The organism is Halomonas sp. KM-1 (assembly GCF_000246875.1).
GTDB lineage: Bacteria > Pseudomonadota > Gammaproteobacteria > Pseudomonadales > Halomonadaceae > Halomonas > Halomonas aerodenitrificans.
In genome coordinates, this window is the sequence record NZ_BAEU01000079.1 from 38,472 (window position 1) to 54,000 (window position 15,529).

Genomic DNA, 15,529 nt, shown 5'->3' on the forward strand with positions numbered 1-15,529 from the left:
GGTAGCAAGAGTATGGCCGACTAAGTGGAATTACAATCCGTGTTTTTATTCTATTTTTCTATAAGCTTCATTGGCGGTGCCTGTCGGGTGCCCGGCGGTCGGGGCAGTCTGTTAATATGACGCCTCTTTCCCGTGCGATGGCTGTTATTCCCATGAGCGACATGAACCGCGACTTCCTGATTGCCCCCTCCATCCTCTCCGCCGATTTCGCCCGGCTGGGCGAGGAAGTCGACCGGGTCCTGGCCGCCGGGGCGGACATCGTCCACTTCGATGTGATGGACAACCATTACGTGCCCAATCTGACCATCGGCCCCATGGTGTGCGAGGCGCTGCGCAAGCACGGCGTCACCGCCCCCATCGACGCCCACCTGATGGTCAAGCCGGTGGATCGCCTGATCGGCGACTTCATCGATGCCGGGGCAAGCTACATCACCTTCCACCCGGAGGCATCCGAGCATATCGACCGCTCGCTGCAGCTGATCCGCAGCGGCGGCTGCAAGGCCGGCCTGGTGTTCAACCCGGCAACGCCCCTGTCCTACCTCGATTACGTAATGGACAAGGTCGACATGATCCTGCTGATGAGCGTCAACCCCGGCTTCGGCGGGCAGGCCTTCATCCCGGGCACGCTGGACAAGCTGCGCGAGGCGCGCCGTCGCATCGATGCCTCGGGCCGCGACATTCGCCTCGAGATCGACGGCGGGGTGAAGGTCGACAACATCGCCGAGATCGCCCGTGCCGGTGCCGATACCTTCGTTGCCGGTTCGGCTGTCTTCGGTGCTGGCCGCGATGGCGACCCCAACCGTTATGACAGCGTCATCCGCGCCTTCCGCGAGCAGTTGGCGACGGTATAGCCAGCGCGCGATGAACGATCCGTTGCCCGTTACGTGGTACCTCTATATGGTCGAAACCCGGCAGGGGATGCTCTACACCGGCATCACCACCGACGTCGAGCGGCGCCTGGCGCAGCATGAGGCCGGGCGGGGCGCCAAGGCCTTGCGCGGGCGCGGGCCGCTGGCACTGGTGCATCATGAGCCGGTGGGCAGCCGCGGCGAAGCGCTACGCCTCGAGGCCGAGATCAAGCGTCTCTCGGCAGCGCGCAAGAGAAGCTGGTTGCAAGACCGGCAGGGCCAAGAGGAGTTGCCATGCACCCCATCCTGAACGACATCCGCCTGATCAGCTTCGACCTGGACGGCACCCTGGTGGACTCCGTGCCCGATCTGGCGGTGGCCGTGGATGCCAGTCTGGCCGAGTGCGGGCTGTCCACCGCCGGTGAGGCGCGGGTGCGCGACTGGGTGGGCAACGGCTCGCTGAAGTTGATGGAGCGGGCACTGACCTTCGCCCGGCACGCGTCCCCCGACGAGGTGCTGCTGGCGCGGGCTCACGAGGCCTTTCTCGCACACTACGGGCGCGACCCCGGCTCACGCACGCGGCTCTATCCCGGCGTGCGCGAAGCGATGGATGCCCTGCGGAGTGACGACAGGATCCTGACGCTGGTCACCAACAAGCCGTTCGCGTTCATCCGCCCGATCTTGGCGCAGTTCGGGCTCGAAGCTCACTTCGCGCTATGCCTGGGTGGCGACAGCCTGCCGCAGAAGAAGCCCGACCCGGCACCGCTGCTGCACGTGGCGGCGCAATTCGGCCTGCCGCCCTCGGCCTGTCTGATGGTGGGCGACTCCCGTCACGACGTTGCCGCCGGTCAGGCTGCCGGCTTCCGCACCCTGGCCGTGCCCTATGGTTACAACCATGGCGAACCGGTGCACGATAGCCGCCCGGATGCGCTGGTTGATTCACTGGCGGAACTCGTTTGACGCTGGCGGCATAAAGAGAAGAATCAGGACGCAGAATTTTACAGAAGTCTTCTTCCGCACCTTGCATGGTGCAATCGACATCAAACGCGGCATAATACGTTATCGAGACATGACTAATACTGCTTCGCCTACAGGCGACGTTGCAGGGAAGGAGCGAGCATGGGGTGGGCAGGGTTGGCGCTGTTTGTGGCGCTCATCGTTTATTTCATTCATCTCTACAATAGCTTGGTCAGGTATCGGCAATTGAGCAAGGAGGGCTGGTCCGGAATCGATGTGCAATTGAAGCGCCGGGCCGATCTAATTCCCAGTCTGCTGGAAACCGTCAAGGCTTACATGCGACACGAGCGCGAAACGTTGCATGCGGTGACTGTTGCCCGACAGGCAGTGCTGGTGGCGCAAGACAAGGGATCTCTGGTGCAGCGTGGTGAGGCAGAGAATCAACTCTCTGGGGCGCTGGGACGGCTGCTTCTGGTGGCGGAAGCCTACCCGGACCTCAAGGCAGATACCACGTTTCTGGAGTTCCAGCGTGCGTTGCAGGCAGTGGAAAACGACATCCAGTACGCACGACGCTATTACAACGGCACGGTACGCAACCTGAATGTGGCGGTAGAGTCTTTCCCCTCCAATATCGTCGCCCGAAGTTTTCGATTCGAAAAAGCCCAATACTTCGAGCTCAATAACGAAGGTCGTAGCGTGCCGCAAGTGGCTTTCGCCCAATAGCGGCGCGGCATGGAAATGGAGCAAGGGATATCTGCCATGAACAGGAAAGTTTCTATGCGCAAGGTGGCGAGTACCGTATGGCTCGCTATCGTTATCCTCATGCTGTCCGGTATGGTGGTACTGCCGGTAGTGGCGGAAGAGGTCATCGAACGGTTCGAGGTTGACATTACGGTAAAGCCCGATTCCTCGGTGGAGATTACCGAGACGATCCGTGTCCATGCCGAGGGCCAGCAGATTCAGCGTGGTATCTTTCGCGACATTCCTACTGTCCTGACTGGCGAAGGCAGAGGCCGCGTGAGGCAGACGCTTGACGTGCTCTCAGTGAAGCGCAATGGGGAGCATGAAAGCTATACGGTCGATGCGTTGAGTACCGGCAAGCGTATCCGGATCGGGCGCGCCAGTGCTATCCTGCCGCATGGCACACACACCTACGAGATCCGCTATCGAATCGATCGGGCGGCTCGGATGTTCCAAGAGCATGATGAACTCTACTGGAATGCGACAGGAAACTTCTGGACGCTTCCGATTCTCGAGGCATCGGCACTCGTCACGCTGCCCGCCGGTGCCGAGATCCGTGAGCTCGGCGTCTTTACCGGACGTCAAGGGGCGACCGAGAAAGCGGCACGCATGGAGCGGCTCGAGGATAACGTCGCTCGCTTTGATATGGCGCAACCGTTGGCGGTTCGGGAGGGGATGACGCTTGCGGTATCCTTTGAGAAAGGAACTCTGCGTTCCCCTGACTTCGCTCAGGAGATGCGCTACTGGTTGTCGGACTACCGTGAGGTGGTCGGGTCGGCCGCTCTGCTTCTAGTGGTCTTCTTCTATTTTTTCTCTGCTTGGTATCGAGTCGGCCGAGGCCCGGCCAAGGGCATCATCATTCCTCGCTTCTATCCACCGGAAGGGTTTTCTCCGGCGCTGACTCACTTTGTCTATTGCAAGGGACGCTGGGACAAGGACGGCTGGACCGCCTTTTCCGCGGCCGTGGTGTCATTGGCCGTCAAGGGATTGGTGACCCTCGGCAAGGAGGGCAAGAAGGCAATGACGCTAGAGACGACAGGCAAGGTGCCCGACTCGCTTCCCACGGGCGAGAGAGTCATTTTCGATTTCCTGAGCGAAAAAAGTCCGGTCACTACCGACGCCAAGCATGGGGTGACTATCCAGCGCACGAAATCTCGCTTTATATCAGCGCTGCAAAAAGAGAATCGTTCGGTGTTCTTTACCAGCAACTTGGGCTATACGCTCTTCGGTTTGGCGCTGATTGCTGTGTCGATACTCCAGATGTTCTATTTCGACGTGTTGGAATTCGGTGTGTTCATCTTCATGCTGCTCACCTTCATACCGCTTTTGCTGTTGTTGCTGGTCATGAAATGGGCGAGGCGGAAGCCGCTTGTGGTTAGCGTGCTGGTGAGTGCCATCGTGGCAATGGCGACATTCAGTTACTTGAAGTACTGGGTCGGTATATTTTATGTGATCGGGATGGATTTGATTTTCATTGCCCTTTTGTTGAGTTTGGCGATCAGTATCGTCTTCGGTATTTGCATGGGGGCGCATACCTTGCAAGGGCGCAAGGTGATGGACGAAATCGAGGGCTTCAAGATGTATCTGGAGACCGCAGAGAAGGAGCGACTCAACTTCCAGAACGAGCCGGATATGACGGTGTTGCGCTACGAGGCGATGCTGCCCTACGCTATGGCGCTCGGTGTCGAGAAGCCCTGGACGGAGCGTTTCGAGAACGATTTGACACGACACGCGATCAGCGACGTCGGGCCGGGCTACCGGCCTCGTTGGTATCGCGGGGACGGTTTCACCCCGGGCCGACTGTCGCCCAGCATGAGTGGCATCACGACGGGCGTCACGTCGGCCATGATGGCAGCGCGGCCCGCCTCCGCCTCCAGCTCAGGCTTTTCGAGCGGCCGCAGCGGCTCCTCCAGAGGTGGTTTTTCAGGCGGCGGTGGTGGCGGTGGTGGCGGCGGTGGCTGGTAGTTTTTCGCCGCATGACGGGGCCGCCAGCGACGCTATGCGCTGGTTGATTCACTGGCGGAACTCGTTTAGGGTGATTTTCGATCCTTATCAATGACCTCGGAATCCTTCCGTTTGCCTATTCCTGCGGGAAACGCTTCGATGGACAGCATGATGCTGCATGACGACTCCTTAACCCGTGGTTGCCTGCGTCGGGCAGCTGACACGACGGTGCTATTTTCTGCCCAGCCCGCCGCTTGGCGATGGTGAAGCTCGCTGAAGCATCACCCTGATTCACCATCCGTCACCGTCATATCTCGAGGGCTCCGTCATGATGACTCCCGAACGTTTCCTTGCGCTGGCCGAGGCCGGTTACAACCGCATTCCGGTCACCCGCGAGGTGCTGGCCGATCTCGATACGCCGCTGTCGACCTATCTCAAGCTGGCCGACGAGCCCTGGACCTTCCTGCTGGAATCGGTGCAGGGCGGCGAAAAGTGGGGACGCTACTCGATCATCGGCCTGCCTTCTCACGAGCGCATCGAAGTGCGCGGCTTCACTGTCAGCCACGTACGCCAGGGCGAATGCATCGAGCGTGTGGAGGTGGAGGATCCGCTGGCCTGGATCGAGGAGTTCCAGGGGCGTTTCCGGGTGCCCAACCTCGATGACCAGCCGCGCTTCGACGGCGGTCTGGTGGGTTACTTCGGCTACGACACCATTCGCTACATCGAACCGCGTCTCAGAGGCGTGGAGAAACCCGATCCGCTGGGCGTGCCCGACATCCTGCTGATGGTGTGCGACGAGCTGGTGGTGTTCGATAACCTCTCGGGCCGGCTGACGCTGTGGACCCATGCCGACCCCGCCGCTGCGGATGCCTTTGCCACGGCGGTGGCGCGCCTCGAGGGCCTGGAGCGGCGCCTGCGCAGCGCAGGTGTCCAAGCCGCCAGTCCCGGCACCGGACGCAGCGCGGTGGAAGAGGGACACTTCACCTCGGGCTTCACCGAGGCCGGTTTCAAGGCGGCGGTGGAGAAGATCAAGGAGTACGTGCTGGCCGGCGACGTCATGCAGTGCGTCCCTTCGCAGCGCATGTCGATTCCCTATCGTGCCTCGCCGCTGGACCTGTACCGCGCGCTGCGCAGCCTCAACCCCTCGCCCTACATGTTCTTCTTCAACCTGGACGACCACCATGTGGTGGGCTCCTCTCCGGAGATTCTCACCCGGCTGGAGGAGGGCGAGGTCACGGTACGGCCCATCGCCGGCACCCGGGTGCGCGGCAAGACCGAGGAGGAGGACCGGGCACTCGAGGCCGAGCTGCTGGCCGATCCCAAGGAGATCGCCGAACACCTCATGCTGATCGACCTGGGGCGCAACGACGTGGGGCGCATCAGCGAGACGGGGTCGGTGCAGGTGACCGATCAGATGGCAGTGGAGCGCTACTCTCACGTGATGCACATCGTTTCCAACGTCACCGGACGCCTGAAGCCGGGCCTCAGCGCCATGGACGTGCTGCGCGCCACCTTCCCAGCGGGCACGCTTTCGGGGGCACCCAAGATCCGCGCCATGGAAATCATCGACGAGCTGGAGCCGGTCAAGCGCGGCATCTATTCCGGCGCGGTAGGGTATCTCTCCTGGCACGGCAACATGGACACCGCCATCGCCATTCGTACCGCGGTGATCAAGGATGGTGAGCTGCACGTGCAGGCCGGGGCCGGCGTGGTGGCCGATTCCGTGCCCGAGCTGGAGTGGCAGGAGACGCTCAACAAGGGGCGCGCCATCTTCCGTGCCGTGGCCATGGCCGAGAAGGGCCTGGATAACCTCTAGGCTAGAACTTTCTTGAATTCTCTACGCTTGGCCATACGGCAAACGGCGCCCCTTCGTAGCAGGGGCGCCGTTTGCGAACTGAGACGAGAGATGCCTTATGCGTCCTCGGTGTCGTCCCGCTCTACCTCTTCGTTCTTTTCCACATCTTCACCTTCTGCCGACTCTTCACCCTCTACCGCGTCGGCTTCGGCGTTGCTCTCTTCGGCTTCGCCCAGCGTCAGAGCGGTGCGGATCAGCTTGGCGTTGTGACGCATCATGGCAACGTAGTTGGTGGCATCGCCATCGGGTTCGCTGAGGGAGTCGACATACAGCGGGCCGGCAATCGGCAGCTCCGTGTCGGCGGCGATGCTGCGAATGTAGCGGTCCGAGAGTGTGCTTTCCCAGAACAGGGCGCCTGGCTGGGCCTGCTCGATCAAGTCGACGATGCGCATGACCTGCTGGGGCGAGCCCTCGGTTTCGGCATTGCTGCCCCACACGCCGTCATGACGAAAGCCGTAGGCATCGGCGAAATAGACGAAAGCCGCTTCCGTGGTGATCAGCAAGCGTTGCTCCTCGGGAATCGGCGCGAGTATCTCGCCGATCTCTTCGTGTAGTCGAGCGAGGGTTTCCCTGGCAGCGGCGGCGCGCGCCTGGAAGTTGTCGGCGGCCTCGGGGTGGAGCTCGCTGAGCTGGTCGGCAATCACCTTCATGTAGGCTGCCACGGCGCGCGGGTCCATCCACAGGTGCGGGTCGGGCTCGCCGGTGTATTCACCCGTGACGATGGGTTGAGTCGGGTATTCCGTGGCTTCCGCCACCGGCACCAGCGGTGCCCGGTTGCCCACCGTGGCGTAAACCTGGCGCATCCACTGCTCGAGCTGGTAGCCGTTGTAGAAGACGAGGTCGGCATCCTCCAGGGCAATGAAATTGTTGGGTGTCAGCTCCCACTCATGGACTTCGGCCCCTACCGGGGTTAGCACCACCAGTTCGATATCGTTACCGCCGACTTTGTTGACCAGGTCGCCAAGAATCGAGAAGCTGGCGACCACTTTGGGATTGGCTGCCGCTGCCGTAACGCTGCCGACCATGGCGGCTAGAGGCAGGGTCAGCCAGATACAGGCACGGCGGGTAAAGCGCATCGTCAATCTCCTTTTCGCGGTAGCGCACTGCCCGATGATAGAGACTGGGAGGTACGCTGGCCAGCCGCGACTGTCCTGGCCGCTGATGAACGCGCCGGCCGGGGGCATCTTGCGTTGACAGCTCGGCTGCCTGGGCGGCACTATTGCGTCATGAACGCAAACGCCTATATGCCGAATTCGATCCAGTGGTGGCGCTCCTGAGCGAGGGGCGGCGCGCTGACGACTGAACGAAATGCCGCCGTCGGGCGGCTTTTTTGTGTCCGCAGCAGAACTGCATGGCCGGCCGCGCACGACGAAACATTGAAAAGATTCGCTGGAACAGGACCTTCTCGCCATGTCCGTGCTGATGATAGACAACTATGACAGCTTCACCTTCAACGTGGTGCAGTATCTTGGCGAACTTGGTGCCGAGGTGGCCACCTATCGCAACGACGCCATCACCCTGGAGCAGATGGAAGCGCTGGCGCCGAGCCATCTGGTGATCTCGCCCGGTCCTTGCACCCCCAACGAGGCGGGCATCTCGCTGGCTGCCATTCAACACTTCGCCGGTCGTTTGCCGATCCTCGGCATCTGCCTCGGCCATCAGGCGATCGGTCAGGTCTACGGTGGCAAGGTGGTACGCGCCCCGCAGGTGATGCACGGCAAGACCTCACGCATCCGCCATAATGGTCTTGGTGTCTTCGCCGGCCTCGAGGATCCGCTGGAGGTCACACGCTACCACTCACTGGTCGTGGAAGCCGACACGCTGCCCGAGTGCCTCGAGGTGACCTCCTGGACCGACGATGACGACGTGACCCCCGGTCTGATCATGGGGCTGCGTCACCGTGAGCTGGATATCGAAGGCGTGCAGTTCCACCCGGAGTCGATTCTGACGCGTCAGGGGCATGAGCTGCTGGCCAATTTTCTCAAGCGCCGCTGAGCCGCCCGTATAGAGGAGTGCCTGCCCATGCAGATGCGAGACGCCATTGCCGCGGTGATGCGCCGTGAAAACCTTAGTTTCGACCAGACCCATGCCGTCATGCAGCAGATCATGACCGGCGAGGCCAGCGATGCGCAGATCGGCGGTTTTCTGGTCGGTCTGGCGATGAAGGGGGAGACGGCCGAGGAGATCGGTGCCGCTGCCCAGGTGATGCGCGAGCTGATGAAGCGTGTCCACCTTCAGCGCAGCGAGAACGTGGTGGACATCGTCGGTACCGGCGGCGACGGCGCCAACCTGTTCAACGTCTCGACCGCTTCCAGCTTCGTTGCTGCGGCTGCCGGCGCCCAGGTGGCCAAGCACGGCAATCGCAGCGTTTCATCCTCTTCGGGCAGCGCCGATCTGTTCGACATGGCGGGCATTCATCTCGACCTCCGGCCGGAGCAGGTGGCGCGCTGCATCGAGCACGTCGGTGTAGGCTTCATGTTCGCCCCCAACCATCATCCCGCCATGCGCTTTGCCATTGGCCCGCGGCGCGAGATGGGAGTGCGTACCCTGTTCAACATTCTCGGGCCGTTGACCAACCCCGCCGGTGCGCCGAACCAGGTGCTGGGGGTCTATTCCGCCGAGCTGGTGCCGCTGATGGCCGAAGTGCTGCGTCAGCTCGGCAGCCGCCACGTCATGGTGGTTCACGCCGAGGACGGACTCGACGAGATCTCCCTGGCTGCGCCGACCCAGGTCGCCGAGCTCAAGGACGGCGAGATTCGTCGTTACACCGTCACGCCCGAGGACTTCGGCATCGAGCGGCAGGCACTGAGCCCCTTGAAGGTGGTCAGCGCCGAAGACAGCTTGCGGCTTGTGCGTGAGGCGCTGGTGGGCGAGGGGCCGGCAGCCGACATCGTCTCTCTCAACGCCGGAGCGGCCCTCTACTGTGCCGGTATCGCCGATACGTTGAAGGAAGGCGTGATGATGGCTCAGGACGCCCAGGCCTCCAAGCTGCCGCTGGAAAAGATGAAGGAGCTGGCCGACTTCACCCGCGTGCTGGTTTCCTGAGCCGTGACCTGCAGCGCAGCCACGGCCAGCCAAGCGCAGCAAACACCAGAGGGGGCGCCATACGGCGTCCCCTCTCGTTTTTGGCCTTCTCGTTTTTGGCTATGCGTTTCTGGCTATGGCTTCACCGTTATTCGGGTCAAAAGCGATAGGTGGCGCTGAGGCGGAAATCACGGCCGGGGTCGGGCAGGCCGTGAGCAACGTCGCCGGCATCGCCGTAGCTGGCGTGATCGAAGTACTGTTTGTCGAAGACGTTGTTGACTCGCAGCGACAGCGTCAACTGATCACCGACCAGCGGATGCCAGCTGGCATAGATGTCGTTGACGCCATAGCCGGCCTTCTCTGGGTAACCATCGGCCACCTTGGTCAGTCGCTCCGCAAAGCGTCCCGTCCAGCCGAGATCGATATCGTCAGTGGCCTGGAAGTTCACGTTGGCCACCCAGGTATCGCCGATGCTGGTGCCAATGGCCATATCATCGTCGCTGAGCGGTACACCTTCGAGCTCGGGCCTGGCACGGCTGTAGGCGAGCGAGGCCTCCAGGCGATCCCAGTCGTAGCCGATCCGGGCGTTGACGCCACGGGTCTTGAGCTCGCCCAGATTGCCAAGTACGGCAGGCGTGACCTGACCCACCACGTCGTCGATGCGCGTCTCGAACACTTCCGCCGCCAGATAGAGGTTGCCGTAGCGATAGGTGGCGCCCAGCTCGACGTTCTCGGCGACTTCTTCCTTGCGATCCTCCGCATTGCGATAATAGTCGAGCACGAACAGCTCCTTGACCTGGGTGCCACGAATGGCGCGCGCCCAGCCGCCATGCAAGGTCAGCTGATCGGTGGCGTCGAAGCGCAGGCCCAGGTTGGGGCTCCAGCCGGATTCGCTGAAGGAGTTGCCGGTCAGGTGCTCGTCCAGCTCGAACCAATCATGACGCGCACCGGCACTGAGCCGCAGGCGCTCGGTCAACTGATAGTGGTTCTGCAGGTAAAGGCCTACCACGCTACCTTCTTCGCGGTCGGTACCGTACAGAGGGCTGCGCAGGCGGGCCTCGTCCTTGCGGTAGTCGACACCGTAAGTCAGGGTGAGGTCGCCGACCTGGCTGTGGTTGCGCAGGTCGCCGCCGTGACTCTGCATGGCGCCGATATAGTCGCCGAAGGGGCCATTAATGTGCTCCAGAGATGCCTCGGTGTGATATAGCGTCAGGTCCAGATCGAGCCAGTCATTTTTGCTCGAGGTGAAGCCGTAGTTCCCGGTCACCGTCTCGCGCACCACTTCCTGGTCGATGGGGGCGTTGCGTGCGCTGGGAACCCAGTGGGGGCGATGCAGGCGATAGGCTTCGTCCTCGCTGCGCTCGTAGCTCAACCGGAGCCGCTGCTCATCGGTGAGCTGCCCCACCAGCTTGGCGAAGCCGGTGAACCTCTCGCTGCCCGTGTAGGGCTGAGTGTTGCCGTCGGCATCCTTGTAGTCGCCGTGATCGGTCTGGGTCAGCGTGGCCAGGCCGCTCCAGTTATCGGTGAGTCTGCCGTAGAGCGAAGCGGAGGCCCGGTAGCCATCGGTGTTGCTGAAATAGCCACCTTTCAGCAGTGCGCCGAAGCTCTGGCCTGGACGCAGCAGATCCTCAGGGTCCTTGGTCACGAAGCGAATGGCGCCACCCAGCGCGCCGGGACCGTTGGTCGCCTCCCCGGCGCCGGCGACGATATCGACCTGCTTGAGCAGCTCCGGCTCGACCACCAGGCGGCCCTGGTGATGGAACAGATACCCGGACTGAGTGGCTCCGTCCACGGTAACGTTGAGCATGGTGTCTTCCAGCCCACGCACGTAGACCTTTTGAGCGGCCGGCGCCCCGCCCCCTACGGCGACGTCGGGCATGTCGGCAAAGATATCCTGCAGCTCGGAAGCTTGGCGACGCTCGAGCGCCTCTGCGCTGACGCTCTGGCCGCTCTCGCTGACACGTTCCCCGGTGATCTGCAGAGTGTCGAGCTGTTGAGGACCGTTTTGGGCCAGTACGGCGGGACTGGCGCTGACAAGAGCAATAGCCAGCCACAAGGGATTGAGCGGCCAGGCGTTGCCGCGGGTAGATAGAGATATCATAGAATGATCCGAGCTCCTTTGAGTGATAAGTATTCTTATTTGGAGCGCATTCTTTGTTAGCCGCTATGAAAAGTGAATTGCTTTTACAATTGTTACCTCCTGTACCTCATGCCCGCCTCGAGCGGGCTTCAGGAAACCAGAGCGTCATTCTCAGACCACCCCCGCTGCGGTTCGCGGCGCGAATCCAACCGCCCGCCGCTTCGATCTGTCGGCGCGCCAGGGCCAAGCCCAGGCCGTGGCCATCCGGCCGGTCGTCACGGGCCTGAACGGTGCGGTAGAAGGGCGTGAAAATCAGCTCCAATTGGTCGTCGGCCACGCCAGGTCCCTCATCGTCGATAGTGAGCCGGTAGCCGTCGCCGTCTGGCTGCAGCGTCACCCGGACGTGACCGCCACCTGGGGTATAGAGGCAGGCATTGCGGATCACGTTCTCGATTGCCTGTGCCAGGGCCCGCTGGCTGCTGCCGCTGATCTCCGCCTGGTCGGGCAGCGAGCTTTCGATGACGTGCGCCGGATATTCATACCGGGCATCTTCGATGATGCTGTCGAGTAGGTCGGTGAGGTCCAGGTTGTCGTGATCGAGACTTGGCTGCTCGTTTTCCAGCCAAGCTAGCGTAAGGGCATCTTCCACCAAGCTGCGCATCACACGACATTCACGGCGGATGCGAGGCAGGAAGTCTTGCGTATCGATGCCCTCCTCCGCGCAGCTTACCGCCATGTCGATTCGGGTCAGCGGAGTGCGCAGTTCATGGGAGAGGTCGGCGATCAGCTGGCGCTGGGTGAGGATGAGGTCGCCGGTACGCTCGGCCATGCGGTCGAAGGTTTCGGCCAGAGCGGTGAGTTCGTCGCTGCGGTTACCGAGCAGAGGGCGTACCCGAACTCCCAGGTTGCCTTCGCTGAAGGCCCGAGTGGCCAACTCCAACTGACGTAATGGCCCCATCAAGTAGTGATAGATCACCGATGCGAGCAGCATCAGCACGGCGAGCGGCAAGGCTACCTTGAGTAGCAGCTTGACCTCGGGCAGGTAGGTGCCGGGGCGCATGCGCTGAGGCAGGGTCACCAGAAAATGAGTGTGGCCATCGGCGAACGTGAGATCCATGATCGGGTTCTCTGTGAAGTAGAGGTGAATCTTCCACTCCACGTTGCGCCCCAATCGAAACCCCTCCTGGAACTGTGCCGACAGAGTACTTCCCGCCAAAGGCTGGACATCGGAGCGCACCACGGCGGCCCAGGTGTTCTCGCGGGCCTGTAGCTCCGCGAGCCAGTCGGCCAGAGCCTGCTCGTCGCCGGCATAGTAGAGCTGCTCGGCTGTGGTGCCCCAATGTTTCAAGGTTTGCTGATGCTGCGCGGCGATGAAACTCATCTTCTGCTCGGTTTCGTCGCCCAGGAAAGTGACCACCCAGACCAGAACCAGAGTACCAAGCGCCAGGGGCCCGCACAGCTTCCAGAACAGGCGCCTAGTCACAGGAAGCAGTATCCCTTGCCGTGCACCGTCTGCAGGCGGTCGGCGGCCATTCCCGCCATGGTCAGTTTGCGACGTACCCGGCTCAGATGCATGTCGAGACTGCGGTCGTAGCGGCTAAACTCGCGCTCCAGCACCAACTGGTACAGATAGGGTTTGCTCAGCACCTCGCCCTGGTAGAGCGCCAGTGACCAGAGTAGACGGAACTGGATGGGAGTCAGAGCGATGGGAACACCATTGTGACGAACGTCCAGGTTGCCTCGGTCGAGCTTGAGCGAGCCCAGCGTTAGCTCGTTGGGGTCGCCACGCTGATCGGTATTGCCCAGGGTACGTCGGAGCAGGGCGTCGATACGCAACATGAGTTCGGTGAAGCCAAATGGCTTGGGCACGTAATCGTCGGCGCCACGACGGTAGCCAAGGATGCGTTCTTCTTCTGCGCCGCAGGCGGTGAGCATCATGACGGGCGTCTGGCGCGTCTTGCGCAGCCTGTCGAGCACGTCAAAGCCATTCAGCTTTGGCAGCAAGACGTCCAGTAGTATCAGGTCGAAGTGTTGGCCAAGGGCGGAGAGCAGTGCGACTTCCCCCTCATAGCATTGGCAGGTCCGGTATCCCTTGCTCTCCAGGAGGCTGGCGATCTGCCCGCTCAGCGTTCGGTCGTCCTCGACTACCAGGATATGTGGCCTGCGTGGTGCGGCTGAGGGCATTGGCCCTACACTCCATGTGTATACGATAATTGTTATCGTATGCCGTGAAAGTGCAAATGACAATATGTCTCATATTGGCGGCAATAAGGGGTCAGTCTCTGTCAGCCGCTGAAGCTGGTAGAGCCACCAGACTCAGGACTCTGTCTTCAAGCAGGCAGACCATGCCGGTGACCTCGCGGCCGACTGTCCAGCCGTTGCCCAGGTCTTCCAGCAGACGCAGGCGAACGGGGCCGATGCCATGCCAGGCCATGAGTTCAGCGGCGGGAAAGTGGAACATGCGGCCCACCAGTGGGTAGAGCGCCTTGAACAGGCTCTCCTTGAGGGAGAAGGTGGTGCTGACCATCAGCCCCACGCTCGACGGCGGCAGCGCTCGCATGCGGACGATCTCTTCGGCGGTCAGTACCCTTGTTGCGAGCCGGCGGGCCTGCTCCTCGTTCAGCAACCGCTCGGCATCGAGACCGACACCCTGATAGGTCTGGCGATGGGCGACCAGTGCCGCTGCCCAGCCGTCGCTGTGAGTGATGGCGCCCACACAGCCTGCGGGCCAGCATGGTGAGCGATCCTCGTTCATGCTTGGGGTTGCGTCCCTGCCATCCAGCAGGCGCAGGGCACGGCGTGCGCACAGCCGCCCGGCAACGTATTCCGCCCGCCGTTTGGCAATGGCGCCATGCAAGCGGGGCGGGAGCGCGATGCTACCCCGTTCAAAGGGAAGGGGCCCAACGTTCGGCTCATCGAAGCGGTCTGGATCGAAACGTGCCGCCACCAGGCGAGCACCCGGAAGGGACGAGGCCCAGGGCCAGTCGCTGGTGAAAGGGCCGACAAAAGGGTCGATCAAAGAAGAGGAGCTGTCCATGGGCGAATTCTTGCATGGGCCACTGGCTGGCGTCATGTATCCTGACGCTTCGAGCCGGAGAGAGGCGGGCGATACGCCGACTTTGGGTAGCCTCGCGTTCCATGTCGAACCGCAGGTAGGTAATATGGGTCGCTCACCGGCTTCAACCGCGGCCAGCGCCGCCCGTACCGAGACAGCACCATGAGCCCAACCAAGGACGCCCCGACCATTCTCACCCGCATCCTGGCCCGCAAGGACGAGGAAGTGGCAGAGCGCAGCCGCGCCGTGTCCGAAGCCGAGCTGCTGACCTTGGCCGAGCGGCAGAGCGCTCCCCGCGGTTTCATCGCGGCTCTCGATCAGAACATCGCCGAGGGTGATCCGGCAGTGATCGCAGAGATCAAGAAGGCCTCGCCCTCCAAGGGCGTGATCCGTGAGAACTTCCAGCCGGCCGAGATTGCGGCGAGCTATGCTGCCGGCGGTGCTGCCTGTCTCTCGGTGCTGACCGACGCCGACTTCTTCCAGGGCCATGAGGACTTCCTCATCGCTGCGCGTGAGGCGTGCGAGCTGCCAGTAATCCGCAAGGACTTCATCGTGCATGGCTATCAGGTCAGCGAGGCGCGCGCCATCGGAGCCGACTGCATCCTGCTGATCGTTGCCGCGCTGGAAGATGCCCAGATGACCGACCTCTACCAGCAGTCTACGGCGCTGGGTATGGACGTGCTGGTCGAGGTGCACGACGCCCTGGAACTCGAGCGCGCGCTCAAGCTCGGCATCGGCCTGGTGGGCATCAACAACCGTAACCTGCATACCTTCGAGACTCGCCTGGAAACCACGCTGGAGCTGCTGCCGCGCATTCCCGCCGGGGTCACCGTGGTCACGGAGTCCGGCATTCACACCCAGGCCGACGTGCTGCGCATGCGCGAGCACGACGTGCATGGCTTCCTGGTCGGCGAGGCCTTCATGCGCGAGCAGGAGCCGGGTGAAGCGCTGCGGCGGCTGTTCTACTGAGCGGGTGGAAATCAGGGACCAAAAGGGCAGCCGCGTTGGCTGCCCTTTTTCGTCGG

General features: G+C 62.2%; 14 protein-coding genes. 9 read left to right on the plus strand and 5 right to left on the minus strand.

The genetic code is table 11. The features are described 5' to 3' along the window. Nucleotides 1-152 precede the first annotated feature (152 nt). From rpe to trpE, 6 genes are all read left to right on the plus strand, one after another. Nucleotides 153-851: a ribulose-phosphate 3-epimerase gene (rpe, locus tag B8115_RS08585; protein WP_026037987.1), complete on the plus strand. Its 699-nt coding sequence runs from the start codon at nt 153-155 to the stop codon at nt 849-851. Between the two features lie 10 nt (nt 852-861). Continuing rightward, nucleotides 862-1,158, plus strand: a complete 297-nt coding sequence (locus B8115_RS08590) for a GIY-YIG nuclease family protein (protein ID WP_238539204.1) — start codon at nt 862-864, stop codon at nt 1,156-1,158. Then, on the plus strand, nt 1,143-1,808 hold the full coding sequence (locus B8115_RS08595) for a phosphoglycolate phosphatase (RefSeq protein WP_010627379.1): 666 nt from the start codon (nt 1,143-1,145) through the stop codon (nt 1,806-1,808). The genes B8115_RS08590 and B8115_RS08595 overlap by 16 nt, the downstream gene beginning before the upstream one ends. A 159-nt stretch (nt 1,809-1,967) precedes the next feature. Beyond that, the gene (locus B8115_RS08600; protein WP_010627380.1) at nt 1,968-2,528 is read left to right on the plus strand and encodes a LemA family protein; all 561 of its coding nucleotides are present in this window, start codon (nt 1,968-1,970) and stop codon (nt 2,526-2,528) included. 36 nt (nt 2,529-2,564) lie between these two features. After that, nucleotides 2,565-4,511: a DUF2207 domain-containing protein gene (locus tag B8115_RS08605; RefSeq protein WP_158409645.1), complete on the plus strand. Its 1,947-nt coding sequence runs from the start codon at nt 2,565-2,567 to the stop codon at nt 4,509-4,511. A 310-nt stretch (nt 4,512-4,821) separates the two neighbouring features. Then, the gene (gene trpE / locus B8115_RS08610; RefSeq protein WP_010627382.1) at nt 4,822-6,306 is read left to right on the plus strand and encodes an anthranilate synthase component I; all 1,485 of its coding nucleotides are present in this window, start codon (nt 4,822-4,824) and stop codon (nt 6,304-6,306) included. Nucleotides 6,307-6,401: 95 nt separating this feature from the next. Here trpE and B8115_RS08615 read toward each other — a convergent pair whose 3' ends face one another. Then, nucleotides 6,402-7,421 (minus strand): metal ABC transporter solute-binding protein, Zn/Mn family, encoded by a 1,020-nt coding sequence (locus B8115_RS08615; RefSeq protein ID WP_010627383.1) that lies wholly within the window; start codon nt 7,419-7,421, stop codon nt 6,402-6,404. Nucleotides 7,422-7,755: 334 nt separating this feature from the next. Here B8115_RS08615 and B8115_RS08620 point away from each other — a divergent pair, with 334 nt between their 5' ends. Then, complete coding sequence (locus tag B8115_RS08620) at nt 7,756-8,340, plus strand: aminodeoxychorismate/anthranilate synthase component II (protein WP_010627384.1); 585 nt, start codon at nt 7,756-7,758, stop codon at nt 8,338-8,340. Nucleotides 8,341-8,367: 27 nt separating this feature from the next. Then, nucleotides 8,368-9,390 carry an anthranilate phosphoribosyltransferase gene (gene trpD / locus B8115_RS08625; protein WP_010627385.1) on the plus strand — a complete coding sequence of 341 codons (1,023 nt, stop codon included), beginning with the start codon at nt 8,368-8,370 and terminating at the stop codon, nt 9,388-9,390. 136 nt (nt 9,391-9,526) lie between these two features. Here the strand turns inward: trpD and B8115_RS08630 are convergent, their stop codons facing one another. From B8115_RS08630 to B8115_RS08645, 4 genes are all read right to left on the minus strand, one after another. Next, nucleotides 9,527-11,470 (minus strand): TonB-dependent receptor domain-containing protein, encoded by a 1,944-nt coding sequence (locus tag B8115_RS08630; protein WP_010627386.1) that lies wholly within the window; start codon nt 11,468-11,470, stop codon nt 9,527-9,529. 106 nt (nt 11,471-11,576) lie between these two features. Continuing rightward, complete coding sequence (locus B8115_RS08635; RefSeq protein ID WP_010627387.1) at nt 11,577-12,932, minus strand: cell wall metabolism sensor histidine kinase WalK; 1,356 nt, start codon at nt 12,930-12,932, stop codon at nt 11,577-11,579. Continuing rightward, complete coding sequence (locus B8115_RS08640) at nt 12,929-13,633, minus strand: response regulator transcription factor (RefSeq protein WP_010627388.1); 705 nt, start codon at nt 13,631-13,633, stop codon at nt 12,929-12,931. Before B8115_RS08640 ends, B8115_RS08635 begins: the two co-directional genes overlap by 4 nt. A gap of 91 nt (nt 13,634-13,724) precedes the next feature. Continuing rightward, complete coding sequence (locus B8115_RS08645; RefSeq protein ID WP_010627389.1) at nt 13,725-14,486, minus strand: 4'-phosphopantetheinyl transferase; 762 nt, start codon at nt 14,484-14,486, stop codon at nt 13,725-13,727. A 180-nt stretch (nt 14,487-14,666) separates the two neighbouring features. Here B8115_RS08645 and trpC point away from each other — a divergent pair, with 180 nt between their 5' ends. Beyond that, nucleotides 14,667-15,473, plus strand: a complete 807-nt coding sequence (gene trpC, locus B8115_RS08650; RefSeq protein ID WP_010627390.1) for an indole-3-glycerol phosphate synthase TrpC — start codon at nt 14,667-14,669, stop codon at nt 15,471-15,473. Nucleotides 15,474-15,529: the final 56 nt, after the last annotated feature.